Annotated in this window: 20 protein-coding genes and 1 pseudogene; 12 read left to right on the top strand and 9 right to left on the bottom strand. The window is 61.4% G+C overall.

All coding sequences use genetic code 11. From position 1 onward, the window contains the following. The first annotated feature begins 110 nt into the window (after positions 1-110). The 10 genes and pseudogenes from ycaO to tal all read left to right on the top strand — a co-directional run bounded on the left by ycaO (position 111) and on the right by tal (position 14,000). Positions 111-1,814, top strand: coding sequence for a 30S ribosomal protein S12 methylthiotransferase accessory factor YcaO (gene ycaO / locus GQF02_RS03585; protein ID WP_160794891.1), 1,704 nt, complete (start codon positions 111-113; stop codon positions 1,812-1,814). Between the two features lie 177 nt (positions 1,815-1,991). Further along, positions 1,992-3,860, top strand: a complete 1,869-nt coding sequence (gene kup, locus GQF02_RS03580) for a low affinity potassium transporter Kup (protein WP_160794889.1) — start codon at positions 1,992-1,994, stop codon at positions 3,858-3,860. 244 nt (positions 3,861-4,104) lie between these two features. Continuing rightward, complete coding sequence (locus tag GQF02_RS03575) at positions 4,105-5,253, top strand: ABC transporter substrate-binding protein (RefSeq protein ID WP_160794887.1); 1,149 nt, start codon at positions 4,105-4,107, stop codon at positions 5,251-5,253. Positions 5,254-5,590: 337 nt separating this feature from the next. After that, positions 5,591-6,607 carry an ABC transporter ATP-binding protein gene (locus tag GQF02_RS03570; protein ID WP_160794885.1) on the top strand — a complete coding sequence of 339 codons (1,017 nt, stop codon included), beginning with the start codon at positions 5,591-5,593 and terminating at the stop codon, positions 6,605-6,607. Then, entirely contained in the window at positions 6,604-7,557 is a 954-nt protein-coding gene (locus GQF02_RS03565; protein WP_160794883.1) for an ABC transporter permease, read from the top strand. Before GQF02_RS03570 ends, GQF02_RS03565 begins: the two co-directional genes overlap by 4 nt. Beyond that, positions 7,547-8,353, top strand: coding sequence for an ABC transporter permease (locus tag GQF02_RS03560; RefSeq protein WP_160794881.1), 807 nt, complete (start codon positions 7,547-7,549; stop codon positions 8,351-8,353). The genes GQF02_RS03565 and GQF02_RS03560 overlap by 11 nt, the downstream gene beginning before the upstream one ends. 11 nt (positions 8,354-8,364) lie before the next feature. Beyond that, positions 8,365-9,726 (top strand): annotated as a pseudogene (locus GQF02_RS15800) (gamma-aminobutyraldehyde dehydrogenase); the annotation flags it as partial. A 1,065-nt stretch (positions 9,727-10,791) separates the two neighbouring features. Beyond that, positions 10,792-11,481: a phosphate regulon transcriptional regulator PhoB gene (gene phoB, locus GQF02_RS15795; RefSeq protein ID WP_124735063.1), complete on the top strand. Its 690-nt coding sequence runs from the start codon at positions 10,792-10,794 to the stop codon at positions 11,479-11,481. A 7-nt stretch (positions 11,482-11,488) separates the two neighbouring features. Continuing rightward, complete coding sequence (phoR, locus tag GQF02_RS03550; protein WP_160794877.1) at positions 11,489-12,808, top strand: phosphate regulon sensor histidine kinase PhoR; 1,320 nt, start codon at positions 11,489-11,491, stop codon at positions 12,806-12,808. A 130-nt stretch (positions 12,809-12,938) separates the two neighbouring features. After that, a complete protein-coding gene (gene tal, locus GQF02_RS03545) occupies positions 12,939-14,000 on the top strand; it encodes a transaldolase (protein ID WP_160794875.1) in 1,062 nt (353 codons plus the stop codon). Between the two features lie 52 nt (positions 14,001-14,052). On the opposite strand, the gene GQF02_RS03540 is transcribed toward tal, so the two are convergent. Then, a complete protein-coding gene (locus tag GQF02_RS03540; protein WP_124735060.1) occupies positions 14,053-14,574 on the bottom strand; it encodes a hemerythrin domain-containing protein in 522 nt (173 codons plus the stop codon). A gap of 119 nt (positions 14,575-14,693) precedes the next feature. On the opposite strand from GQF02_RS03540, the gene ampD reads away from it, so the two are divergent. After that, positions 14,694-15,263, top strand: a complete 570-nt coding sequence (gene ampD, locus GQF02_RS03535; protein WP_160794977.1) for a 1,6-anhydro-N-acetylmuramyl-L-alanine amidase AmpD — start codon at positions 14,694-14,696, stop codon at positions 15,261-15,263. Positions 15,264-15,400: 137 nt separating this feature from the next. Here ampD and GQF02_RS03530 read toward each other — a convergent pair whose 3' ends face one another. Together GQF02_RS03530 and GQF02_RS03525 are read right to left on the bottom strand one after the other, a co-directional pair. Next, positions 15,401-17,476 (bottom strand): methyl-accepting chemotaxis protein, encoded by a 2,076-nt coding sequence (locus GQF02_RS03530; RefSeq protein WP_160794873.1) that lies wholly within the window; start codon positions 17,474-17,476, stop codon positions 15,401-15,403. 227 nt (positions 17,477-17,703) lie between these two features. Next, complete coding sequence (locus GQF02_RS03525; protein ID WP_160794871.1) at positions 17,704-18,243, bottom strand: hypothetical protein; 540 nt, start codon at positions 18,241-18,243, stop codon at positions 17,704-17,706. A 267-nt stretch (positions 18,244-18,510) separates the two neighbouring features. On the opposite strand from GQF02_RS03525, the gene GQF02_RS03520 reads away from it, so the two are divergent. Continuing rightward, a complete protein-coding gene (locus tag GQF02_RS03520; RefSeq protein ID WP_160794869.1) occupies positions 18,511-18,951 on the top strand; it encodes a DUF2846 domain-containing protein in 441 nt (146 codons plus the stop codon). 147 nt (positions 18,952-19,098) lie between these two features. Here GQF02_RS03520 and yedA read toward each other — a convergent pair whose 3' ends face one another. From yedA to purH, 6 genes are all read right to left on the bottom strand, one after another. Further along, the gene (yedA, locus tag GQF02_RS03515; RefSeq protein WP_124735056.1) at positions 19,099-19,974 is read right to left on the bottom strand and encodes a drug/metabolite exporter YedA; all 876 of its coding nucleotides are present in this window, start codon (positions 19,972-19,974) and stop codon (positions 19,099-19,101) included. An 84-nt stretch (positions 19,975-20,058) separates the two neighbouring features. Next, positions 20,059-20,727 (bottom strand): protein TolQ, encoded by a 669-nt coding sequence (gene tolQ / locus GQF02_RS03510; RefSeq protein WP_124735055.1) that lies wholly within the window; start codon positions 20,725-20,727, stop codon positions 20,059-20,061. A 16-nt stretch (positions 20,728-20,743) separates the two neighbouring features. Then, positions 20,744-21,307, bottom strand: coding sequence for an L-threonylcarbamoyladenylate synthase (locus GQF02_RS03505; protein ID WP_220789310.1), 564 nt, complete (start codon positions 21,305-21,307; stop codon positions 20,744-20,746). A 143-nt stretch (positions 21,308-21,450) separates the two neighbouring features. Then, a complete protein-coding gene (gene purD / locus GQF02_RS03500; RefSeq protein ID WP_160794867.1) occupies positions 21,451-22,722 on the bottom strand; it encodes a phosphoribosylamine--glycine ligase in 1,272 nt (423 codons plus the stop codon). Positions 22,723-22,796: 74 nt separating this feature from the next. Beyond that, positions 22,797-23,345, bottom strand: a complete 549-nt coding sequence (pagP, locus tag GQF02_RS03495; protein ID WP_160794865.1) for a lipid IV(A) palmitoyltransferase PagP — start codon at positions 23,343-23,345, stop codon at positions 22,797-22,799. Positions 23,346-23,462: 117 nt separating this feature from the next. Continuing rightward, entirely contained in the window at positions 23,463-25,040 is a 1,578-nt protein-coding gene (gene purH, locus GQF02_RS03490; RefSeq protein WP_160794863.1) for a bifunctional phosphoribosylaminoimidazolecarboxamide formyltransferase/IMP cyclohydrolase, read from the bottom strand. Positions 25,041-25,088 lie beyond the last annotated feature (48 nt).

The raw sequence follows: 25,088 nt of genomic DNA, 5'->3' as shown, positions 1-25,088 counted from the left end.
AGCGCACGTCCAAACAGTGGCGGGCAAATGGCAGCTATCCCCACGGCAAGCGGGAGCACATGCTAAGCTGCGCGCCAATATTGATTACCCCAGCAGGAAGTTTCTCCAATATGCAACATTTCATTCCCGGCAAAGACGCCGCCCTCGAAGACTCCATTGCCACCATGCAGGGCAAACTGGCCGCGCGCGGCTTCAATATCGAAGAAGTGTCCTGGCTCAATCCGGTCGACAACTGCTGGTCGGTGCATATCCGCGACCGCGACTGCCCCTTACTGTTTACCAACGGCAAGGGCGCAAGCGAGCTGGCAGCACGCGCCAGCGCCCTGGGCGAGATGTTCGAGCGCCTGTCCTGCCATTACTTCTGGACCCATTTCTATCTGGGTGAAGAACGCGCCAATCGCCCCTTCGTCCATTACCCGCAAGAGCGCTGGTTCGCATTGCCCCAAGATGATAGCTGGCCCGAGGGCCTGCTGAACGAAGACCTGCTGGCCTTCTACAACCCGGACGACGCCATCGAGGCGGCCACGCTGGTCGACCTCAATTCCGGCAATGGCGGGCGCGGCATCTGCGCCCTGCCTTACACCCGCGTGTCGGACGGCGCGCAAAGCTGGATACCGGTCAATATCATCGGCAACCTGTATGTCAGCAACGGCATGTCTGCCGGCAACACCCAGCCGGAAGCGCGCACCCAGGCGCTGTCGGAAATCCTTGAGCGCCATATCAAGTTCCGCATCATCGCCGAAGGCATCTGCCTGCCGGATGTGCCGGAAGACGTGATTGCCCGCTATCCGCGCATCGCCGCCGGCATTCAGGGCCTGCGCGACGCCGGCTTCGGCATTCTGGTAAAAGATGCTTCGCTTGGCGGGCGCTATCCGGTGATGAACGTCACCATGCTGCATCCGCACGACCAGGGTGTCTTCGCCAGTTTCGGTGCCCACCCAAGCTTCGAAGTGGCATTGGAGCGTGCGCTGACCGAGCTGCTGCAGGGCCGCGCGCTGGATGCACTGGCCGGCTTCCCGGAAGCGGGCATGGATATGGATGAAGTCGCCAGCCCGTCCAATCTGGAAACCCACTTTGTCGACTCGGCCGGCATCATAGGCTGGCCCTTCCTCGCGGCCAAACCTGACTTTGCTTTCGAAGACTGGGACTTCAAGGGCAGCACGCAGCAGGATTACGAGCGTCTGTGCGCCATCATTCACGAGGACGAATTCGAGATTTATGTCTCCGACTTCACCGAACTGGGTGTCTACGCCTGCCGCATTCTGGTGCCGGGCATGTCCGAGATCTATCAGGTCGACGATCTGGAGTGGGAAAACAATAGCGTGGGCAATAGCGTCCGCCCCGCCATCCTGAATCTGCATGCGCTGGACGAGGCGGCCTGTGCCGGACTGCTGCGCGAACTGCAAGTGCTGGGTCTGGCCGACCACCGCTCGCTGTGGGAGATTCTGGGTCTGGCCGTGCCGGAAGGCTCGGCCTGGAAAAACCTGCGCATGGGCGAGCTGAAAACCCTGCTGGCGCTGGCTTGCGGCGACAAGGCAGCCATCCGTGAAGGGCTGGAATGGATACACCACTTCCGCCAGATTGCCGATTCGCGCTACCACGTCTACCGCTGCATCGAGACCCTGCTCGACCTGGACGGCGAAGGCGACTTCCGCCCTTCTCTGGCGCTGTTGTATGGCGCAGACACACTGTCGCTGGCCGAAGACCTGCTGGCACAACGCGAACGCTTCTTCGGCCTGTCCTCGCCGGGCCTGGCACTCGAAGGGCTGGAGCTGCATCAGCGCCTGCTGCAGGCTTACGATAAGCTGTTCTGATCAGGCAGGCCCTCCCCGCTGCGGGAGGGCTGCAAGGCCCCGGCCATAGCCCGGGAAAAATTTTCTGCTACGCTGCAGGCGATACTTGGCGCACCGAATGCTTGAGAGTAAGCTGCGCGCTATTCATTATGGGTTGCTGCATTGCAACCTTCCCAATCACGGTCAAGTCTGGTCCCTATGCAGGTTCACAACAATAAAGCCATGGCCGGCATCACGCTGGCCGCGCTGGGCGTCGTCTATGGCGACATCGGCACCAGCCCGCTCTACACCCTGAAAGAATGCTTTTCCGGCCACTACGGCCTGCTGCCCACCCACGACAATGTGCTGGGCGTGCTGTCCCTGGTGTTCTGGGAGCTGATCCTGGTGGTGTCCATCAAATACCTTGCCTTCGTGCTTCGGGCTGACAACCGCGGTGAAGGCGGCATTCTGACGCTGATGGCGCTGTCCAAACGCAAGGTGCGCGGCACGCCGGGCTGGCTGTTAATGATACTGGGCATCATGGGGGCGGGCTTCTTCTACGGTGAAGTCATCATTACCCCGGCCATGTCGGTGCTCTCTGCGGTCGAGGGTCTGGAGGTGATTACCCCGACCTTTACCCCCTATATCCTGCCTATTTCACTTTCGGTATTAAGCGGCTTATTCCTGATCCAGAAACACGGCACCGCCCGCGTCGGCACGCTGTTCGGGCCGGTCATGGGCATCTGGTTCCTGACGCTGGCCACGCTGGGCGTGGGCGGCATCATGGATAACCCCGAGGTGCTGGGCGCACTCAACCCGGTCTGGGGCGTGCGCTTTATGCTGGATAACGGCATGATCGCCTTTCTGACGCTGGGTTCGGTGGTGCTGGCCATTACCGGCACCGAGGCGCTGTATGCCGACATGGGCCACTTCGGCAAAAGCCCGATCCGCCGCGCCTGGTTTGCGCTGGTGCTGCCGGCGCTGGTACTCAACTATTTCGGTCAGGGCGCACTGATTCTGGCCGAGCCGGCCGCAGTCAAAAACCCCTTCTTCAATCTGGCACCGGACTGGGCGCTGTATCCGCTGGTCGGTCTGGCCACCTTCGCCACCGTCATCGCCTCGCAAGCGGTGATTTCCGGCGTGTTCTCGCTGACCCGTCAGGCGGTACAGCTGGGCTATATCCCGCGGCTGTCCATCCTGCATACCTCGGAAAAGGAAATCGGCCAGATCTATATCCCGATGATCAACTGGGCGCTGCTGGCGGCCGTGATCATCGTGGTGGTGGCCTTCGGCAGCTCCAGCAACCTGGCCGCCGCCTACGGCATCGCGGTGACCGGCACCATGGTGATCACCACCTTGCTCGCCGCCACGGTGGCACGCCGCAACTGGCGCTGGCCACTGTGGGCGGTGGCACCGGCCACCGCGCTCTTCCTGTTTATCGATGTGCCTCTGTTTTCGGCCAATATCCACAAGATTACCGCCGGCGGCTGGCTGCCGCTGGTGATAGGCGCGGTGATGTTCATCCTGATGACCACCTGGAAGCGCGGCCGCAGCCTGCTGGCGGAAAGACTGGACGAGCAGGCGATTCCGCTGGACGGCTTTATCGAGAATATGGAAGCCTACCCGCCGACACGCGTGGCCGGCACCGCCGTATTCATGACCAGCTCCAGCCACGGCGTACCGCATGCCATGCTGCACAATCTCAAGCACAACAAGGTGCTGCACGAGCGCGTGGTGCTGCTGACGATACGCACCAAGGACGAGCCCTATGTCGAGCCGGAAGAACGCCTGACCATCACCCGGCTGTCGGATTCGTTCTGGCAGGTGCTGGCCGACTACGGCTACAAGGAGACCCCCGACGTCAATGCCATCCTCGCGCAGTGCGAGGCGCAGGGCCTGGCTTTCGAGGTGATGGATACCTCCTTCTTCCTGTCACGCGAAACGCTGATCTCGACCGACAGGCCAGGCATGGCGCGCTGGCGCGAGAAGCTGTTTGTCGGCATGAGCCGCAATGCCCTCAAGGCGACCGACTTCTTCCAGATCCCGACCAACCGGGTGGTGGAACTGGGCGCCCAGGTCGAGCTTTAATTGCGGTCAATTTTTTAAACAGCCGCCTCTCCTATCAGGCACGCCACATCCTCCCGCAGGGTGTGGCGTGCTTTTTTGCGGCAAAAATCCGACATTCCGGCTGCGCCGGCCTCTTTCCTGCACAAAAAATCCACAAGAAACTTTCTTTTTCGCCTGTTATGCCCGATAAATTAAACACATGACATGTGCACAAAGATGCGCAGGCATGCTTGCCTTTGCCTTAAAAAAATCGGAGAAGAAATTCATGAGAGCGATCCCGCAGCTGATCGGCCTGACACTGGCCGCCACCACCCTCACCGCCATCGCCGCCCCCCTTAGCCAGATAGGAAAAGGCGAAGGCCGGCTCGACATCATCGCCTGGCCCGGCTACCTGGAGCGCGGCGAGTCGGACAAGAGTTATGACTGGGTGACGCCGTTTGAAAAGGCCACCGGCTGCAAGGTCAACGTCAAGACGGCCGCCACCTCGGACGAGATGGTCAGCCTGATGAATAAAGGCGGCTACGATCTGGTCACCGCCTCCGGCGACGCCAGCCTGCGTCTGGTGTACGGCAAGAAGGTGCAGCCGATCAATCTTGCGCTGATTCCAAGCTACAAGCAGATCGACAAGCGCCTGCAGGGTGCGCCGTGGTACACGGTGGCCGGGCAGAGTTATGGCGTGCCCTACCAGTGGGGCCCGAATGTACTGATGTACAACACCAAGATCTTCAAGACCCCGCCGGCCTCATGGGCCGTGGTATTCGAGCCGCAAAACCTGCCCGACGGCAAGCCCAACAAGGGTCGCATCCAGGCCTACGACGGCCCGATCTATATCGCCGACGCTGCGCTCTATTTGAAAAGCAAACGCCCGGACCTCGGCATCAAAGACCCGTACGAGCTGAACGACAAGCAGTACGCCGAAGTGATCAAACTGCTCAAACAGCAAAACACGCTCAAGCACCGCTACTGGCATGATGCGACCGTGCAGATGAGCGATTTCAAAAACGAAGGCGTGGCCGCTTCGGGCTCGTGGGGCTATCAGGTCAATGCGCTCAAGGCCGAGAAGCAGCCGATTGCATCGACCATTCCCAAAGAAGGCGTCACCGGCTGGGCCGATACCACCATGCTGCACGCCGATGCCAAACACCCGTCCTGCGCCTACCAGTGGATGGAATACTCGCTGAATCCCAAGCTGCAGTCGGCACTGGCCGAATGGTTCGGCTCCAACCCGGTCACCCCGGCTGCCTGCAAGGAAAAAACACCGGGCGGCAGCGATGTCTGCAAGACCAACGGCTTCGAGCGCTTCGACAAGGTGCACTTCTGGAAAACGCCGCAAGCCAAATGCGCGTCGCAAGGCAGTTGCGTACCGTACAGCACCTGGACCCGCGACTACATCGGCGTGATGGGCGGCAAATAAGTACGTATCCGCTGCGCGGATGCCTCTTACCTGCCGCTTCCGCGCGGCGGACGGGTTTCTTCCTTTTGTCTCGCCAAAAGGAAGAAACCAAGGAAAAGGCGACCCGAAGCCACTCGAAACCCCGGGCAAAAATTCGCCCCCAAGGCGCCGCCAAACTCGCGATTTGCTACCGCAAATCGCTCAAACAGGAGGCGGCTTAAAACCTTGGGGCCAAACTTTTGCCCGGCTCGCGCCTACGGGGCAGGTGACTGGCGGCAACAGCGGCACAACATATAACACCCGCTGCTTTGCATCTGGGTTGATATACACACAAAGCGCACTTATGAGGCTGCCTATCATGCCCCACGCCGTCACCTTCGACCACGTCAGCCGCCTGTTCGGCCAGATGCGCGCCGTCGACAATGTCTCGCTCACCATCAACGAAGGCGAGTTTTTCTCCATGCTCGGCCCTTCCGGCTCGGGCAAGACCACCTGCTTGCGCCTGATTGCCGGCTTCGAATTGCCAAGCTCGGGGCGTATCCTGATCGCCGGCCAGGACGCCAGTGCGCTGGCGCCTTTCGAGCGCGATGTGAATACCGTATTTCAGGATTACGCGCTCTTTCCCACCATGGATGTACTGAATAACGTCGCCTATGGCCTGATGGTCAAGGGCGTCGGCAAGAAGGAACGCCTGGCGCGGGCCGAAGAGGCGCTATCCATGGTCGCACTGGCCGACTATGGCAGCCGCAAGCCGGGCGAGTTGTCCGGCGGACAGCGCCAGCGTGTGGCACTGGCGCGCGCGCTGGTCGGCCGCCCGCGCGTCCTGCTGCTGGACGAACCCCTGGGCGCGCTCGACCTTAAGCTGCGCGAGCAGATGCAAAGCGAACTCAAGAACCTGCAGCGCAAGCTGGGTATCACCTTTGTCTTTGTCACCCACGACCAGTCCGAAGCGCTGTCGATGTCGGATCGCGTGGCCGTTTTCGCCAAGGGCCGCATCGAGCAGATCGCCACGCCGCAGGATCTGTACGACAAGCCGGCCAGCCGCTTCGTCGCCGATTTTGTCGGCACCAGCAATGTGGTCGATGCGCCTTTGGCGCAAAGCCTCACCGGCCAGCGCCGTATATTCGCCATCCGCCCCGAGCGCATCCAGCTAGGTTGCGCAGGCATCGTGACAGCGCATGCCGTACGCGCCAAAGGCGTGGTACGCGACATCGCCTTCCTCGGCGCGGTCAACCGCATCGAGGTCGAGCTGGCCGGCAAGGCGGTACTGACCGCGCTGACCCCCAGCTTTGGCGGCGCGCTGCCCCTTATCGGCAGCGAAGTCGAGCTGGCATGGCGCATCGATGCCATGCACTGGATCACGGAGGCGGCATGAGCAGCATGGCCATCTCCCGAAACGGCACAACGGCAAAAAACGGACTGGGACGGCGGATCTCGGCCTTGCTCTACCGCAAGCCGGTGCTGACCCTGCTATTGCTGCTGACCCCGCCGCTCTTGTGGTTCGGCGTGGTTTATCTGGGCTCTTTGCTCGCGCTGGTGCTGCAAAGCGGCTACACCTTCGACGACTTCACCATGCAGGTGACGCCAGTCTGGACGCTGGCCAACTATCAGGCGCTATTCGACAGCACCAACCTCGACATCATCCTGCGCACGCTGTTTATGGCACTGGCGGTGTCATTGATGAGCGCGCTACTGGCTTTTCCGCTGGCCTACTATATGGCGCGCCATGCACGCGGAGCCGAGAAGGCCTTTTTCTATGTGGCGGTGATGCTGCCGATGTGGGCCAGCTATATCGTCAAGGTCTATGCCTGGACCGTGCTGCTGGCCAAGGGCGGCATCAGCTGGTGGCTGATCGAAAAGCTGGGCATTACCCCGGCTTACGAGTGGATGCTCGCGCTGCCGCACGTGGGCGGCACCACACTGGCCACCTCCAACTTCGGCCGTTTCTGGGTCTTCGTCTATATCTGGCTGCCGTTCATGATTTTGCCGATACAGGCGGCACTGGAGCGGGTGCCGGAAAACCTGATCGCCGCCTCCAGCGATCTGGGCGCGCGTCCGTGGCAGACCTTTGGCTACGTTATCCTGCCCATGGCGATACCGGGCGTGGTCGCCGGTTCCATCTTCACTTTCTCGCTGACGCTGGGCGACTTCATCATTCCGCAGCTGATCGGCCCGTCCGGCCTGTATATCGGCAATATGGTCTACACCATGCAAGGCTCGATCGGCAATATGCCGATGGCGGCGGCCTTCACCGTCGTGCCCATTGTGCTGATCAGCATTTATCTGGCGATCTCGAAACGACTGGGGGCTTTCGATGCACTCTGAGCGCACACCCTGGGCCTTGCGCCTGGCGGCCTATGGCGGCCTCGCCTTCCTGCATTTTCCGCTGCTGGTAATTTTTGCCTACGCCTTCAATACCGAAGAGAGCGCATTCTCCTTCCCGCTGCAGGGCTTTACCCTGCACTGGTTTAGCGACGCCTGGGCGCGGCCGGATATTTTCGCCGCCATCGTGCTGTCGCTTAAAGTCGCCACCGCCGCGACCGTGCTGGCCCTGGCACTGGGCACGCTGGCGGCAATGGCACTGTCACGGCGCCCCTTCTTCGGTAAAAACGCCATCACCTTGCTCTTGGTGCTGCCCATCGCCCTGCCCGGCATCATCACCGGCATCTCGCTGTTGACGGCATTTAAAGTGGCCGATATCAACCCCGGCCTACTGACCATTATCGTGGGGCATGCCACCTTCTGCGTGGTGGTGGTCTACAACAATGTGGTGGCGCGCTTGCGGCGCATGCCGATGTCGCACATCGAAGCCTCGATGGATCTGGGAGCAGACAGCTGGCAGACCTTTCGCCACATCGTGATGCCGGGTCTGGCCACCTCCTTGCTGGCCGGCGGCATGCTGGCCTTTGCCCTGTCCTTCGACGAAATCATCGTCACCACCTTTACCGCAGGAGCGGAAGTGACGCTGCCTATCTGGCTGTTGAACCAGCTGGGGCGGCCGCGTGATGTGCCGATCACCAATGTGGTGGCCATGACCGTGATGCTGATTACCACCTTGCCGATACTGGGGGCGTGGTATCTGACCCGAGACACAACCGACACCGCCGGCGGCGGGAAATAACAGGAGAAACCATGCAGACCAGAATGCTGATAGCCGGCGAACGCGTTGCCGGACAAGGGGAATCACTGGCGGTGTGCTCGCCGGCAAGCGGTGAAGTGCTGACCCATATCGCCGAAGCCAGTAGCGAACAGGTCGAGGCCGCAGTGGCAGCTGCCGAAAATGCCTTCCATGCCTGGCGCGCCACGCCGCCGAAAGAGCGCAGCGAACGCCTGCTGGCATTGGCCGACAAGCTGCTCGCCCACGGCGAGGAGCTGGCCATGCTGGAGTCGGCCAACTGCGGCAAGCCCTACGCCACGGTGCTGGCCGACGAGATTCCGGCCATTGTCGATGTATTCCGCTATTTTGCCGGTGCCTGCCGCAACCTGAACGCCACGGCAGCCGGCGAGTATCTTCCCGGCCACACCAGCTATATCCGCCGCGACGCCATCGGCGTGGTGGCCTCGATCGCGCCATGGAACTATCCGCTGATGATGGCGGCGTGGAAGCTGGCGCCGGCGCTGGCTGCCGGCAACACCGTGGTGCTTAAGCCTTCCGAGCTGACACCGTTGACCACGCTCAGGCTATGCGACTTTCTCGCCGATGTTTTCCCGCCCGGCGTGGTCAATGTGGTATTCGGCCGTGGTGCCGAAGTCGGCAGCCCGCTGATTAGCGATGCGCGCGTACGCATGGTCTCGGTCACCGGCAGCATCGCCACCGGCCACCATGTGCTGGCGGCCGCCCAGCACGGCATCAAGCGCACCCACCTCGAGCTGGGCGGCAAGGCGCCGGTCATCATCCATGCCGATGCCGATCTGGATGCCGCCATCAACGCGGTGCGTGCCTTCGGCTTCTATAACGCGGGGCAGGACTGCACCGCCGCCTGCCGGCTGTATGTACATAAAAAGGTATATGAAAACTTTGGCGCCGATCTGGCCGATGCAGTAGCCGGCATCAAGGTCGGCACCCCGCGCGAAGAAGGGGTGGAAATGGGGCCGGTAATTAGCGCCGGGCATCTGGTGCGTATCGAAGGCTATGTCGAGCGGGCCCGCGCCAACCGCCATATCGAATGCCTGACCGGTGGCAACCGCATCAGCGGGCCGGGCAACTTCTTCCAGCCCACGGTGCTGGCCGGCGCGCACCCGCACGATGAAATCGTACGGCGCGAAGTGTTCGGGCCGGTGATCAGCATGACACCGTTCGATGACAACGACGACGTGATCGCCTGGGCCAACGACTCCGACTACGGCCTGGCTTCCAGTGTATGGACGCGCGACATCGGCCGCGCCATGGATGCCAGTGCCCGGTTGCAATACGGCTGCACCTGGGTCAACACCCACTTTATGCTGGCAAGCGAAATGCCGCATGGCGGACTGAAACAGTCGGGTTACGGCAAGGACATGTCGGTCTATGCGCTGGAAGACTACAGCGTGGTGCGGCATGTGATGATCAAGCACGGACTCGGGACTCGGGACTCGGGACTCGGGACTCGGGACTCGGGACTCGGGACTCGGGACTCGGGACTCGGGACTCGGGACTCGGGACTCGGGACTCGGGACTCGGGACTCGGGACTCGGGACTCGGGACTCGGGACTCGGGACTCGGGACTCGGGACTCGGGACTCGGGACTCGGGACTCGGGACTCGGGACTCGGGACTCGGGACTCGGGACTCGGGACTCGGGACTCGGGACTCGGGACTCGGGACTCGGGACTCGGGACTCGGGACTCGGGACTCGGGACTCGGGACTCGGGACTCGGGACTCGGGACTCGGGACTCGGGACTCGGGACTCGGGACTCGGGACTCGGGACTCGGGACTCGGGACTCGGGACTCGGGACTCGGGACTCGGGACTCGGGACTCGGGACTCGGGACTCGGGACTCGGGACTCGGGACTCGGGACTCGGGACTCGGGACTCGGGACTCGGGACTCGGGACTCGGGACTCGGGACTCGGGACTCGGGACTCGGGACTCGGGACTCGGGACTCGGGACTCGGGACTCGGGACTCGGGACTCGGGACTCGGGACTCGGGACTCGGGACTCGGGACTCGGGACTCGGGACTCGGGACTCGGGACTCGGGACTCGGGACTCGGGACTCGGGACTCGGGACTCGGGACTCGGGACTCGGGACTCGGGACTCGGGACTCGGGACTCGGGACTCGGGACTCGGGACTCGGGACTCGGGACTCGGGACTCGGGACTCGGGACTCGGGACTCGGGACTCGGGACTCGGGACTCGGGACTCGGGACTCGGGACTCGGGTTTCAGTGTTTCGGCCAAGCACGCTCGCGTCAACACCACGAGTCCCGATTCCCGGCTCCCCGTTCCCAAAACACCAAAACCATCCTCCGCGAGTACATGCTTGCTATTCCCCATTCCCCGCTTTTCCGTCAAACTGTCATATTGATGTCATGCTTTATCCCTATCCTTGTACCGAACAGAGATCTGGGACGCCTATTTATGCCAGCTACTATCCTGCTCGTCGAAGACGAGCCCGCCATTCAGGAACTGATCGCCTTCAACCTGACCCAGGCCGGCCATCATGTATTGCGCGCCGATAGCGCCGAAGCCGCACATGCCATGATCCGGCAAGCACTGCCCGATCTGGTGCTGCTGGACTGGATGCTGCCCGGCGCTTCCGGCGTCGATATCGCCCGGCGCTTACGTGCCGAGGAGCGCACCCGCACCATTCCCATCATCATGCTGACCGCACGCTCGGACGAGCAGGACAAGGTCGCCGGGCTGGAAACCGGTGCCGACGACTACATCACCAAGCCGTTCTCGCCGCGCGAACTGCTGGCCCGCATCAAGGCACTGCTGCGCCGGCGTGCCCCGCAGATGACCGATGACGCCATCGAGGTCAACGGCCTGCGTCTGGACCCGGTCACCCACCGCATTACCATTGCCGGCAAGCCGCAGGACCTGGGGCCGACCGAATTCCGCCTGCTGCACTTCTTCATGACCCATGCCGAGCGCGTGCATTCGCGTACCCAGTTGCTGGATCAGGTCTGGGGCGACCATGTGTTTGTCGAAGAGCGCACCGTCGATGTTCACATCCGCCGCCTCAGAAGCGCACTGGAAGCGACCGGCCACGATGCGCTGATCCAGACCGTGCGCGGTACCGGCTACCGTTTCTCTACCCAGATGTGAGACTGTTTTGCACGAATTCCTGCAACGCTCGCTGCTTTACGCGGCACTGATCGCCATCCTGTCCCTGGTTTTTGCACTGGTGCTGGGACTGACCCCCGCCCTGATCTGCGCGCTGGTTCTGCTTTGCGGCTGGCTATTTTTCCATCTGTGGCATGTGGCAAGGCTCACCGCCTGGCTGCACCATCCCAGCAGCCGCCACATTCCGGAAGGCTATGGCTCATGGTCCGGCATCTTCATGGCGCTTTACCGCCAGTCGCGCAAACAGGATGAAAGCCGCAAACGCCTGGCCTCCACGCTGGAGCGCTTTACCAATGCCGGCGAAGCCATGCCGGACGGGGTGATCGTCCTGAACGGTCACGACCGCATCGACTGGATGAACCCGATGGCGGTCGAGCATTTTGCGCTGGAGCGCGAACGGGATGTCGGCAGCCAACTGCTCAACCTGATCCGCCACCCTGCTTTTCACAGCTATATGGCGGCCGGCAGCTTCAGCCAGCCGCTGACCATGGTGACCGGCCATGCGCGCGAACGCGTGCTGTCCATCCAGCTGGTGCCGTTCGATCTCACCCACAAGATGCTGCTGTCGCGCGATATCACCTCGCTTGAGCGGGTGCAGACCGTACATCGCGACTTTGTCGCCAATGTGTCGCACGAACTCAGAACACCGCTCACCGTGGTCGGCGGCTTTATCGAAACGCTGTCGGATATGGACGAAGTCAACCACGCCACCCTCAAGCACTTCCTGCCGATGATGATGGAGCAGTCACGCCGCATGCAGCGGCTGGTAGAAGACCTGCTGGTTCTGTCCAAACTGGAAAATGAACCTAAAACAGTCGAGTTCGACAAGGTCGATATGGATGCGCTGCTGGACACCTTGCTGATTGAGGCTGAAGGCCTGTCCCACGGCCGTCACCACATTACGCTGGCTCAGCGCAGCCCCGACTGGCTATGGGGCAATAGCCAGGAACTGCACTCAGCCTTCGGCAATCTGGTGTCCAATGCAGTGCGCTACACCCCCGAAGGGGGCAGCATCACGCTGGCCTGGCAGGTGGACGCAAATGGTGCACACTTCAGCGTCACCGATACCGGCATCGGCATTCCGCGCGAACATATCCCGCGCCTGACCGAACGCTTTTACCGCGTCGACCGGGGTCGTTCGCGCTCCAGCGGCGGCACCGGCCTTGGACTTGCCATCGTCAAGCATGTCGTCGCCCGCCACCGCGCCCGCCTTGAAGTGCATAGTCTGCCCGAACAGGGCAGCACCTTCAGCGTGAACTTCGGGCGCGAACATATCGCCACGGCTGCCGATTCAGCGCATCAGGACTGACTTTTGGCATTTTAAATGCCGAACGGCAATGCCAATGGGGATTTACGCCACAACCATGATGGACAAGGCTTGGCACTCATGCGGGGCGCGGCTAGCATAGCCCGACATAACCGACGAAAAGATCCCAAGCATGAACCGTGTACGCGCCATTATCCCGTTCGGCCAGCGCATCTGGCTGGACAATCTGTCCCGTGAACTGATCGCCTCCGGCGAGCTGGCCCGTCTGCTCGCCGACGACGGCATTGCCGGCGTGACCTCCAACCCGGCCATTTTCTATAAGGCCATCGCCTCCGATGCGCGCTACCAGGATGATCTGGCGCGCCTCAAGGCCGATGCCGGCCTGAGCGCCGAAGCGCGTTACGAAGCGCTGGTCGTACCCGACATTCAGGCCGCCTGCGACCTGCTCGCACCGCTTTACGCCAAAACCGACGGTGCCGACGGCTATGTCAGCCTGGAAGTGTCGCCACAGCTGGCCTGCGACGAAGCCGGCACCCTCGCTGCCGCGCGCCGCCTGTGGGCTGAAGTTGATCGCGCCAACGCCATGATCAAGATCCCGGCTACGCCCGAAGGCATCCGCGCTTTTGAAGTGCTGACGCGCGAAGGCATCAACGTCAATATCACCCTGCTGTTCTCCCTGCCGCAGGTAGGCGCAGTGTGGGACGCCTATATTGCCGGCCTGAGCGCACGCCACGCCGACGGCAAGCCGCTGGCGCATATCAAGGCAGTGGCCAGCTTCTTCCTGTCGCGCGTCGACTCGCTGCTGGATACGCAGTTGCCGGCCGAGCTGCAAGGCAAGGCGGCGGTGTCGTTGTCCAAGGCGGCTTACGCCCGCTACCACGAACGCTTCCATGGCGAGGAATTCGCCGCGCTCAAAGCCGCCGGCGCCCGTCCGCAATATCTGCTGTGGGCATCGACCGGCACCAAGAACAAGGCCTACTCCGACGTGATCTATGTCGAGAGCCTGATCGGTGACGAAACCATCAACACCACGCCGGACGCCACCCTGGCCGCCTTCCGCGACCACGGCGTCGCTGCCGCCACGCTGGCTACAGGCATGGATGAGGCCTTCAAGGTCTTGCGCGACGTGCAGGCGGCCGGTGTCGATATCGATGCGGCCGGCGAAAAGCTGCAGGCCGACGGCCTCAAGCTGTTCGACGACGCGTTTGATGCGCTGCTACAACTGACGGCGTAAAAACAGGGCGTAGAGAATGGGGAGTAGTGGGCAAGCGCCCTACTCCCTACTCTTACCCCTGTCTGCGCGCGGCCATATGCTGGCCGGCGGCACGCATTTCCTCTTCGCTCAGGCTGGCGGCAGCCAGCGGAAACAGCCAGGCTTCTTCCATCACGGCATGCTCGCGGTACAGGCGCACGAAATCGACCACATCGATACGGCTGACGGCGGTGGCGTCGCCATTGCGCAGCGCCAGCAAATCATCGCGTATCGCCTCCCAGCGCGACAGCAGATAGCCGTGTTCGGCCTGCAACTGCTCCAGCCGCGGCAATGCGGCAGGCACTTTCTGCCACAACAGCGGAAACAGCTCGTCCTCTTCATCCTGATGGTGTTGCGGGCCGGCGATATCGAAGTAACGCACCACCGCATCCACCGTATTCACCACCACCTCGTTCACCCCATGCGCGGCCACATAGGCCGGCAGCTTTTCCAGCTGGTCGCAAAAACGGCGGATCTTGTCGTGGCAGGCTTCCAGCATTTCCAGTGGCTGATCAAAAGAAGGCCCGGTCGGGCCCAGTGCATTCAGTGGCAACATGGTGTTTTCCTGCGCTTGAGAAGAATGGAAAAGAATGCCGGCTTGTACTCTGGCAGACTGCGGCAGCAATTTCGGCTAAATTGGCCAGCCCGAGCCGTAATAATGGGCACATGACCACCATGCACCAAGATACCGCACTGACACTAACCGCTGATGGCTGGCTGGAGCAGGCACGCTGCCTGCCTTCTCCCAATTGTAACGACTACGCCCCGGACACGCAGCCCAGCTTGCTGGTGATCCACAATATCAGCCTGCCGCCCAATGAATACGGCGGCGATGGCGTCGTCCAGCTATTCACCAACACGCTGGACCCGGCCGAACATCCTTACTACACCACCATCGCCCACTTGCGGGTGTCGGCGCATTTCTTTATCCGCCGCGACGGCGAGCTCTTGCAGTTCGTGCCAGTGACACGGCGCGCCTGGCATGCCGGCGTATCCAGCTTTGCCGGACGCGAATGCTGCAATGATTTTTCGATCGGGGTAGAAATGGAAGGCTCGGACTTCGAGCCGTTTTGTGAGGCGCAGTATGCGACGCTGAACCGGCTGATCGCGCGGCTAAGCGACACGCTGCCGCTGGTGGCCATCACCGGCCACGAGCATATCGCCCCCGGCCGCAAGACCGACCCGGGGCCCTGCTTCGAGTGGGACAAGGTGGCAGGCGGCTTGCCGCTGTGGAAGGGGTTGTAGGGGATGGCAGGTTACGGGCGCGACCCGCTGATGGCGAAGCAGGGGCGGCCAGCCCCCATGCCTGTAGCCGGCCACGCCCCATATTGCCCAAGCTTTCCCCACCTCCCGGGCAGCCGCAACACCGCCAATTCGGCGTATCAGACTCTGAACGAGCCCACTATGGTCTCCAGGCGTCCAGCCATCTCACGCAATTCATCCAATGCCCCACCCACTTCGATGACCACCTCGTTATTTGACTGCGCCATACTGCTGATCTGTTCAATATTGCGCGCAATCTCATTGCTGGCAGACGACTGTTCGCGCGTAGAGGCGGCAATCTCTTCCACCCGGCCAAGCAACTGCCCGTTGCGCGCCGAGATATCGAGAATGGCCTGATTGGCTTCGCCAGCGATAGCCACCGAGTTGCTTACCCGATTGCGGGTCAGCTCGACATCCGCGACCGCATCCCGGGTTTCCTTGCCGATAGCGCTGACAATGCGCGAAATCTCGACGGTGGCATTGGCAGTGCGACCGGCCAGGTTGCGCACCTCATCGGCGACCACGGCAAAGCCGCGGCCGGATTCTCCCGCACGCGCGGCCTCGATCGCAGCATTCAGGGCCAGCAAATTGGTCTGGTCGGCAATATCCTGAATCACCCGCACGATGGTGTTCACCTCCTGCGAGCGGCGCCCCAGTTCCTCCATGCGCTCGCTCAAGGCTTGCATGGTCTGGTTGACGTGCGAAACCTCCGCACTGACCCGGCTCACAGCGTCAACACTGGAACGGCTCAGTTGTCCGGTTTCTTCCGCCAACTGCTCTGCATCGGAACTGATCTGTGCAATCTGCTGGACGCTGACCGTCACCTGCTCGACGCTCGCAGCGGTCGCGCTGGCGGTATCCGACTGCGAGGTGGAGGCCTGCTCGACCCGCTCGACCGCCTCGCTGATGTGCCGCGTGCCGGCACTCACCGCCAGGCTCTGTTCCCGTACCTCGACAAACATGTCGCGCAGGCTGGCGATAAAGCGGTTGAAGGCATCGGCCGTGCGGCCAATCTCGTCGCGATTACTCACTTCGATACGTGCGGTCAGATCGCCCTTGCCCGACGCCAACTGCTCCATCGAATCAGCCAGCACATTCAGCGCAGCCGTCTGCCGGCGAACCAGCAGTGCCAGCAAGGCAAGAATTACCAGTAGTGATACGCCGCCAATCAGCATCGCCAGATTGCGCTGGGAGACAGCGCTCGCGGTAATCGCCGCCGTCGGAATGCTGACGCCCACCGACCAGTACTGCCCGGTCTTGCCGATGGAAATCGGCTGGTAGAAGTGGGTGAATGCCCCCTCTTCATAACTGAATGGCTTGCCTTGCTTCAGCGTGGCCAGATGCGCCGCCAGTGCACTACCATTCGCAACAGGCTTGCCCAATTGCTGCTCATCCTGACTGACAACGTACAAGCCACCCTCGGACAACACGGTCAAGTAACCGCTGTCGTGGATGCGGACGGCGCCGAATTCTTTCTGCAGGTCGGACAAGGCCAGATCCATCCCCACCACGCCGAGAAAGCGGCCGGCATCGTCCACAACAGTCGTCACCATTGAGCTCTCCAGCACCTGCTTGCCATCGACCGCGTAGAAAAACGGCTCGGTCAGGGTGTCCTTCTTGCGCGCCTTGGGCTGCAGGTAAAAATCACCGCCCGGCGACTTCTCGTAGAAGGGCTGGTACGCCGCAGCATTGTCGCGGAACTGTTCAAATTTTTGGCTATCTTCGACCGGCACCATCTGGTCGATCTTGATCTGGCCTGCAGAGCGCACCACATAAGGCATGTAGCGGCCGGTCGGGTCATGCCGGGGCCAGTCCAGCCGGAAAGCGGCGTCGTTGCCGTCAAACGCATTCGGCTCCCACAGCATCCAGATGCCGATAGCGTCCGGGTTGCGCCTGAGGGTCTCGATCAGCACCGCCGTCGTCTGCTTGCGGTCTGGGATGCCGACGCTGCGGATGCCGGCCACGGTGTTGGCCACCTGGCCGGTTACGGTCATGCCGCGCTCGAGCTTGCTGCTGACATCCTTGGCAAAATCGGCAGATTGCTCGCGCGCCGCTTCGTGCCCCTGCTCCAGCGCCGACCGGTAACTGCTGGTGCTGATCAAACCTATCATCACCGCAAAGCCGGTAAAAATGGCCAACCCGGCAACCAGAGTGATTCGAGTACTCAACCGCTGCCACTGTCTTTGCTTTACCATGCCGCTCTCCTTGCACATGCTCTGCAAAAACTATAAGGCATAGTTATTTATTTTTTAAAAATACATGCTGGTAAATGTAAAAAATCATGCTGAAATCATGGAGCACTGCAACAATCACGCCACAGTTGCCATCCAGCAGGAACGGACCACACCATCGCCACTACCGCTTTGCCGCTCCGGAATGACTCCCGCCGCAGCGCCGACAAACGATGATGGAAAGAAGACACTCACCACTTCATGAATGGCGGCGGGCTGAGCGGATGCTGGCAGAACCAGTCTTTGGCGCCAGAGAGCAGGAACTTGTGGAAGCCGGCATTGGGAATCTCTGCCTTCAGCCGGGAAACATAAGCTGATGGCAGCCCAAACTTGAAAAATCCGAGCGAAAAATCGACCAGATCGCCCTGCCTGAACACCTCGACCAGCGGGTATTTCGGGTCGCGCCAGGGACGGATCTTGTGGTGCATATCTATCATCAGGCTGATTTCTTCAGCCCAGTCCGACAAGCCATTTTCGGCCAGCCATTTCTGCGCCTGCGCAACTGAAGGCGGCAAATAATCCGCCGTATGTGCCGACCACAGGCCGATATCGTGGAAAGCAGCCGCAATCGCCAGTTTGCGCACCTCCTCTTCCGAACAGTCCCGGAGCGCCAGGCAGCAGTTGAACATCCGGTACACATGCCCGCGGTAGCCGTCGTAGGTCTCGCCGATCTGCTCTTTCCAGACCCCGAGAATCTGCTCGATCTGAGGATGGTTGCTGATGATGTCCATATCTGCCTCCTGTGAAAGCCGGTGAGCTGCACTGGGCGGTGAAAGCGGCTTGCCGATGAGGTGGTAGCCAAGGGAGGGTAAGGGTAATGCATCCGCAATCCACCACCTGCATCTCAGCGCTGGATTAACCCTACCCACTGCCGTATATCGGCAGGAGGCAACTCATGGGCAATTCCAATCAGGCTTTGACGATACTGTGCGGATAGCCGCACCATTAATATGCCTATAAAATAAACGTCTTCTATCATTCTGTTATGAGATACGACGATGAAGATTAAATCGATTTTGTTATCAGTTGTTGTAGCTTGCCTTTTTTCCGGTTGCGCTTCGGTCGCGATGGCTCCGGCGGAAAAGGACACTGCATTGAAGCAATTCAACGAACCTCCTAAAGACAAGGCGGGTCTGTATATCTACAGAAATACTTTCGTTGGCCAAGCTCTCAAAAAAACAGTATCCATCAACGATGTGGCAATAGGCGAGACAGCCAACAAGGTCTATTTCTACAGGCAAATCCCACCAGGCAAGCACACCATTTCGACTGAATCTGAATTCAGCGACAACTCCATTTCATTTGTCGCCAACCCGGGTAAAAATTACTTTGTGGAGCAATACATCAAAATGGGCGTCCTCGTTGGTGGCGCAGGGCTAAGAATGGTCGAGGAAGGCGCAGGAAAACGCGCCGTGAGCGAGTGCAAGCTGGCTCTGTGACGATCTCTCTTGGCTTACCCGGTTCACCAGATCTGTTGGCAGCAATGGCCACTTAGCAAAGAGAGCAGCCCCCTCCACCACCAAACGATCTGGTGAAGCGCTAAATATTCAGTAGTTCAGGGCGAACTGCGCCCTGAACTTCATCCATCATCCCTTCTTCCAGCTAATCAGTACCACCGCAGTGACGATGATGGCCATCGCCACCATTTCGTGCAGACCAACGTGTTCACCCAGAAAGGCCACGCCCAACAGCACCGCGATAATCGGATTCACATAAGCGTAGCTGGTGGCAGCGGCAGCGGAGACGTTTTTCAGCAGGTACAGGTAGGCGCTATAGGCGACAATAGAGCCGAACAGCACCAGATAGCCGACGGCCAGCCAGCCTTCCAGTGGGGGCATGGCGGTCAGCGCCTCGCCCTTGAGCAGGCTGGCGATCAACAGCGAGCCGCCGCCGAACACCATCATCCACGCGCTGCCGGCGATGCCCGGCGGCTGCTTGAGGTGACGGCTCCAGGCCGAGCCCAGTGCCCAGCCGGCCGAGGCCAACAGCAACAGGATGGCGCCCTCGGGGCTGGCCCTGAGGTTGGCTCCCAGATTCAAAAACACCATGCCGGCAAAACCCAGCGCAATGCCGGCCCACTCCAGCTTTCTTGCCTTCTGGCCGAAGCCTTGCGCGAACAGGGTGGCAAACAAGGGCACCGTCGCCACCACCAGCGCGGCCACGCCGCTGGACACATCCTTTTCCGCCAGCGTCACCAGCCCGTTACCGACGCCGGGCATCAGTACGCCGAGAATGGCCGCGCCCTTGAGTTCGGCCAGCGACGGCAGCGCCCATTGCCGGGTCAGCAGCAATACCCCCATCAGGACCAGGCCGGCGGTAAGGAAACGCAGCCCGGCCATCATGAATGGCGGCCAGTATTCGACGCCGATGCGGATGGCGAAATAGGTCGAGCCCCAGATCACGTACAGGCAGAAGAAGGACAGAATCAGCAGCAGGCGATTGGGAGCGGGGGCAGCGGTCATGGAGGCTTTCATATAAGGGACTCGGGATCTGGGAACCGGGATCAGGGACTCGGCCGCGAGTCCCGAGTCCCAAATCCCGAGAGTTCAGCGCGTCGCCAGCCGCTGCAGGATGTTGGAAAACTCTTCCATATAGGTATCAAAGCGCGTCGCCAGGCGGTCGACATCGGTGGCGAAGCGGTTATAGGCCACCACCGCCGGAATGGCGGCAAACAGGCCGATGGCGGTGGCAATCAGCGCCTCGGCAATGCCCGGCGCGACCGTGGCCAGCGTGGCCTGACCGGCGTTACCCAAGCCGATAAAGGCATGCATGATGCCCCACACGGTGCCGAACAGGCCGACATAGGGGCTGACCGAACCGACGGTAGCCAGAAAGGCATTGTGGCTTTCCAGCATGTCCAGCTCGCGCTGCGCGGTGGCACGCATGGCGCGGCGGCTACCATCCATCATGTCGGACAGCTCGGTGCCCGGGCGCCCGCGCAGCTTCAAAAATTCGGCAAAGCCGGCCTGGAAAATATTCTCCATGCTGCCACGCTCGTGCTTGCGCGTGGCGTCCTCATACAGGCGGTTCAGGTCGGTTCCGCTCCAGAAGGCGCGCTCGAAGGTTTCGGTATCGCGCTTGGCGCTACGCAGGGTAACGATCTTGTTGAAGATCAGCGCCCACGACAACACCGAGGTCAGCACCAGGCCGGCCATAACCAGCTGAACCACCAGACTGGCGTGAAGAATGAGACTGACGACGGAAAATTCCTGCATGGTAATTCCTTGAGGCTTAACGCAGCACGCGGCCGCTTTCGAGATCGATGATGGTAGAAGGCTTGCGCCGCTTGCCGACGCGCCCGGGCAGGGTCAACACCGTGTCGCCGAAAGTACGCTGGCAAGCCGCGGAGGTGCGCAGCGACTTTTGCCCGGCAAGATTGGCCGAGGTCGACACCAGGGGGCCCAGCGCATGGCACAGGCTGGCGGTTTCACGATGCGCCGTAACCCGCACGGCAATTTTCTGGTGCCGGCCGCGCAACAGCGGCAATACCTTGGGCGAGGCCGGAATCAAGAAGGTATACGGCCCGGGCCAGTAACGCATCACGGTTTCTCGCTCGGCAGCGGACAGCGGGCGAATCAGCGGCGCCAACTGCTCCAGGCTCGCAGCCACCACGATCAGGCCCTTGTGGTTGGGCCGGCCCTTGAGCGTAATCACCCGGCGCACTGCGCGCGCATTAAGCGGATCGCACCCCAGGCCGAAACAGGATTCGGTGGCGTAGGCAATCACCCCGCCCTCACGGTAAGCCGCACGCGCCTGAGCCAGCAGGCTAGCGGCGGGAAACTTTCTGATCTGCAAGATGAAATCGCCCAATTGATGAAGACGACATTGTAACGGGGATAGCCAGCAAGAGGGGAGCGGGAAATGGTAAAACCCGACAACAGAAGCTTGGCGCCTCCTCTCCCGGTAACGGGAGAAGAAGCGCCAGGCCGGTTACTGCTTTAGCGTCCGATGGCGCGGTAGCCGATGTCGCGGCGCAGCTGGCAGCCGTCAAACTCGATCTGGTCGGCAACCGCATAAGCACGCGCCTGCGCATCAGCCACGGTGTCGCCCAGGCCTACCGCACACAGCACACGTCCGCCGGATACCACCGCGGCGCCATCTGCGTTCTGCGCCGTCCCGGCATGGAACACCATGCCGTCGGCCGTCGCCGCCGGAATGCCGCTGATCACGGCACCCTTTTGCGGCGCGTCCGGATAGCCGGCTGCGGCCAGCACCACGCCCAGCGCCACGCGGCCATCCCACTCGGCCGTGACCTGATCCAGCTTGCCGTCGATGCCAGCGTCCAGCAGTTCGGTAAAGTCGGACTTCATGCGCGCCATGATGGGCTGGGTTTCCGGGTCGCCGAAGCGGCAGTTAAACTCGATGGTAAACGGCTGGCCGGCCTTGTCTATCATCAGCCCGGCGTACAGGAAGCCGGTATAGGCATGGCCATCCTTTTTCATCCCGGCCACCGTCGGCAGGATGATCTCGCGCATGGCGCGCTCGTGCACCTCGGGCGTCACCACCGGTGCCGGACTGTAGGCACCCATGCCGCCGGTGTTCGGGCCCTGGTCGCCATCCAAGAGGCGCTTGTGGTCCTGGCTGGTGGCCATCGCCAGCACATGTTCGCCGTCGACCATCACGATAAAGCTGGCCTCCTCCCCTTCGAGGAAGTCTTCGATCACCACGCGCGCGCCGGCCGAACCCATCTTGTTGCCCAAGAGCATGTCGTCGATGGCGGCATACGCTTCTTCCAGCGTCATCGCCACCACCACACCCTTGCCGGCAGCCAGGCCATCAGCCTTGATCACGATCGGTGCGCCGCGCTCCGTTACATAGGCGCGTGCAGCCGCTGCATCGGTAAAAGTCTGGTAGCCGGCGGTCGGAATGCCATGGCGCTGCATAAAGGCCTTGGCAAAGTCTTTCGAACTCTCCAGCTGCGCGCAGTACTGCGTCGGCCCGAAGATGCGCAGGCCGGCGGCGCGGAAGGCATCAACCACGCCGGCAGCCAGCGGCGCCTCGGGGCCGACAACGGTCAGCGCGATGTTCTCTGCCTTGGCAAAGGCGACCAGTTCGGCAATATCGCTGATCGCGACATTACTGAGGCGCGCATCCAGCGCGGTGCCGGCATTACCCGGTGCGACAAAGACCTTGGCCGCACGTGGCGACTGAGCAATACGCCAGGCCAGCGCGTGTTCGCGCCCGCCGGAGCCGATAACCAGTATGTTCATCTCTACGTCCTTCAGCATGGGAGTCCGAATAATGGGCATCGCAGCCTGATGCCGCGATGCCAGACCCGCACCGCTCAGTAGCGGAAACGGGTAAAGAAAAACAGGATATTGCCGTTGCCTTTGCTGCCCGGCATATACGACATCATCAGGGCCGCCTGACGGTATTGCAGCGAGACCAGTGGCAGCGCACCGGGCACCGGAAAGTTCTTCAGCGTATCGGAGCGCGAGGTCAGAAAGGCGGTGAAGCCGCCGCCGACCTGCCAGTTTTCACTCAGAGGCAGCATCTTCTGATAGGCATAGCCGGCAATCGGCTCGACATCGTTATGCGAGTCGAGAAAAGCCATGGCATACAGGCCCTGCCAGTCGCCATCCTCGTCCACAATGCTCTTGCCCATGCCGAAGCCCCAGGCATGCTCGTTGAACGAGGCGATCTTTTCCGCGCTGTACATGCTGCGCAAATGATAGGCATAACCGGGAATATAAATATCGGTCTGCCCCTCGCTCCAGATCTGGCTCACGCGGCGGCAGCTTTTATCCAGCCAGCCGGAAGACTCGCCACAATCGGCGGCGAATACCTGCGTCGCCAGCAAGAGACCGGCAACGGAAATCCATTTATTCTTCAAAACAAAATCCAAAACAAATTGGCGGTCTATGCCGCCATCACAGGCCCGCTTGCGGGCTTGAAACAGGTTGATTGATGGCAGCAACACCAACCTGCGGTGTTGCTGCCGCGTTAAAACTTAGTGGCGGAAGTGGCGCACGCCGGTCAGTACCATGGCGATGCCGTGTTCGTCGGCGGCGGCGAACACTTCTTCGTCGCGCATCGAGCCGCCCGGCTGGATGATGGCCTTGATGCCCTGCTCGGCGATCACATCGATGCCGTCGCGGAACGGGAAGAAGGCATCGGAAGATGCGACGGCGTTCTGCAGCGACAGACCAGCATCAGCCGCCTTGCGCGCGGCAATGCGGGTGGAGTCGACACGGCTCATCTGGCCGGCGCCGATACCGGCGGTCTGGCCGTTGGCGCAGAACACGATGGCGTTGGACTTCACATACTTGGCCACGCGCCACGCGAACAACAGATCCTTCATTTCCTGCTCGGTCGGTGCGCGCTTGGTGACCACGCGCAGCTCGTCGAGGCCGACGTTGCGGATGTCCGGGGTCTGCACCAGCACGCCGCCGCCTACGCGCTTGAGCTCGTAGTGGTTGGCACCGGCTTCCAGCGGAATCTCCAGCACGCGCACATTCTTCTTGGCGGCGATGATGGCCTTAGCTTCGTCGGTAAACGCCGGCGCAATCAGCACTTCGAGGAACTGGCCGGTGACCGCTTCCACCGTTTCGGCATCGACCGGACGGTTGAAGGCAATGATGCCGCCAAAGGCGCTGGTGGTATCGGTGGCGAAGGCCAGACGGTAAGCCGACAGCGTATCGGCGGCGATGGCCACACCGCACGGATTGGCATGCTTGACGATCACGCAGGCCGGTTGCTCGAAGGTCTTGACCGCTTCCCACGCTGCATCGCTATCGGCGATATTGTTGTACGACAGCTCCTTGCCCTGCAGCTGACGGTAATTGGCGATGGAACCGGCGGCGGGCTCCAGATCACGGTAGAACGCGGCCGCCTGATGCGGGTTCTCGCCGTAGCGCATGTCCTGCACCTTGACCCACTGTGCATTCAGGCGATCCGGGAAAGCCACGCGGTCCGGCGTGCCGGTAATCGCTTCCGGCACCAGACTGGTCAGATAGTTGGAGATAGCGCCATCGTAAGCGGCGGTATGGGTAAAGGCCTTCTTGGCCAGTTCGAAGCGGGTCTTCTTGGCCAGCTTGCCGCCGTTGGCAGCCATCTCGTCTGCCAGCGCAGCGTAGTCGGCCGCATCGGTGACGATGGCGACATGCGCCCAGTTCTTGGCGGCGGAGCGCACCATGGTCGGGCCGCCGATATCGATATTCTCGATCGCGTCCTCGATGGTGCAGCCTTCCTTGGCGATGGTGGCGGCAAACGGGTACAGATTGACGCAGACGAGGTCGATATTGCCGATATCGAATTCGGCCATCTTGGCTACATGCTCGGGCAGATCACGCCGGCCGAGAATGCCGCCATGCACCTTGGGATGCAGGGTCTTGACGCGACCATCCAGCATTTCCGGAAAGCCGGTGTAGTCCGACACCTCGATCACCGGTACCTGATTGTCAGCCAGCAATTTGGCGGTACCACCGGTGGACAGGATTTCCACACCCTGTGCCGCCAATGCACGGGCAAATTCGAGAACGCCGGTTTTGTCGGAAACACTGATCAACGCGCGTGCTATCTTGGTCATCTGCTTCTATTCCCTTTGAGTCTACTGCCACACCATAAAAAACCGGCA

It is taken from the genome of Craterilacuibacter sinensis (assembly GCF_009831765.1).
Classification (GTDB): domain Bacteria; phylum Pseudomonadota; class Gammaproteobacteria; order Burkholderiales; family Chromobacteriaceae; genus Craterilacuibacter; species Craterilacuibacter sinensis.
This window is presented reverse-complemented; position numbering and strand designations above follow the sequence as displayed.

Excerpts from the sequence above, each read along its gene's own strand:
- phoB (WP_124735063.1), top strand. The coding sequence starts at position 10,792 with ATGCCAGCTACTATCCTGCTCGTCGAAGACGAGCCCGCCATTCAGGAA.
- purH (WP_160794863.1), bottom strand. The coding sequence starts at position 25,040 with ATGACCAAGATAGCACGCGCGTTGATCAGTGTTTCCGACAAAACCGGC.
- GQF02_RS03520 (WP_160794869.1), top strand. The coding sequence starts at position 18,511 with ATGAAGATTAAATCGATTTTGTTATCAGTTGTTGTAGCTTGCCTTTTT.
- ycaO (WP_160794891.1), top strand. The coding sequence starts at position 111 with ATGCAACATTTCATTCCCGGCAAAGACGCCGCCCTCGAAGACTCCATT.
- GQF02_RS03540 (WP_124735060.1), bottom strand. The coding sequence starts at position 14,574 with ATGTTGCCACTGAATGCACTGGGCCCGACCGGGCCTTCTTTTGATCAG.
- GQF02_RS03525 (WP_160794871.1), bottom strand. The coding sequence starts at position 18,243 with ATGGACATCATCAGCAACCATCCTCAGATCGAGCAGATTCTCGGGGTC.
- kup (WP_160794889.1), top strand. The coding sequence starts at position 1,992 with ATGCAGGTTCACAACAATAAAGCCATGGCCGGCATCACGCTGGCCGCG.
- GQF02_RS03530 (WP_160794873.1), bottom strand. The coding sequence starts at position 17,476 with ATGGTAAAGCAAAGACAGTGGCAGCGGTTGAGTACTCGAATCACTCTG.
- ampD (WP_160794977.1), top strand. The coding sequence starts at position 14,694 with ATGCACCAAGATACCGCACTGACACTAACCGCTGATGGCTGGCTGGAG.
- GQF02_RS03575 (WP_160794887.1), top strand. The coding sequence starts at position 4,105 with ATGAGAGCGATCCCGCAGCTGATCGGCCTGACACTGGCCGCCACCACC.
- GQF02_RS03570 (WP_160794885.1), top strand. The coding sequence starts at position 5,591 with ATGCCCCACGCCGTCACCTTCGACCACGTCAGCCGCCTGTTCGGCCAG.
- purD (WP_160794867.1), bottom strand. The coding sequence starts at position 22,722 with ATGAACATACTGGTTATCGGCTCCGGCGGGCGCGAACACGCGCTGGCC.
- tal (WP_160794875.1), top strand. The coding sequence starts at position 12,939 with ATGAACCGTGTACGCGCCATTATCCCGTTCGGCCAGCGCATCTGGCTG.
- GQF02_RS03560 (WP_160794881.1), top strand. The coding sequence starts at position 7,547 with ATGCACTCTGAGCGCACACCCTGGGCCTTGCGCCTGGCGGCCTATGGC.
- GQF02_RS03565 (WP_160794883.1), top strand. The coding sequence starts at position 6,604 with ATGAGCAGCATGGCCATCTCCCGAAACGGCACAACGGCAAAAAACGGA.
- tolQ (WP_124735055.1), bottom strand. The coding sequence starts at position 20,727 with ATGCAGGAATTTTCCGTCGTCAGTCTCATTCTTCACGCCAGTCTGGTG.
- yedA (WP_124735056.1), bottom strand. The coding sequence starts at position 19,974 with ATGACCGCTGCCCCCGCTCCCAATCGCCTGCTGCTGATTCTGTCCTTC.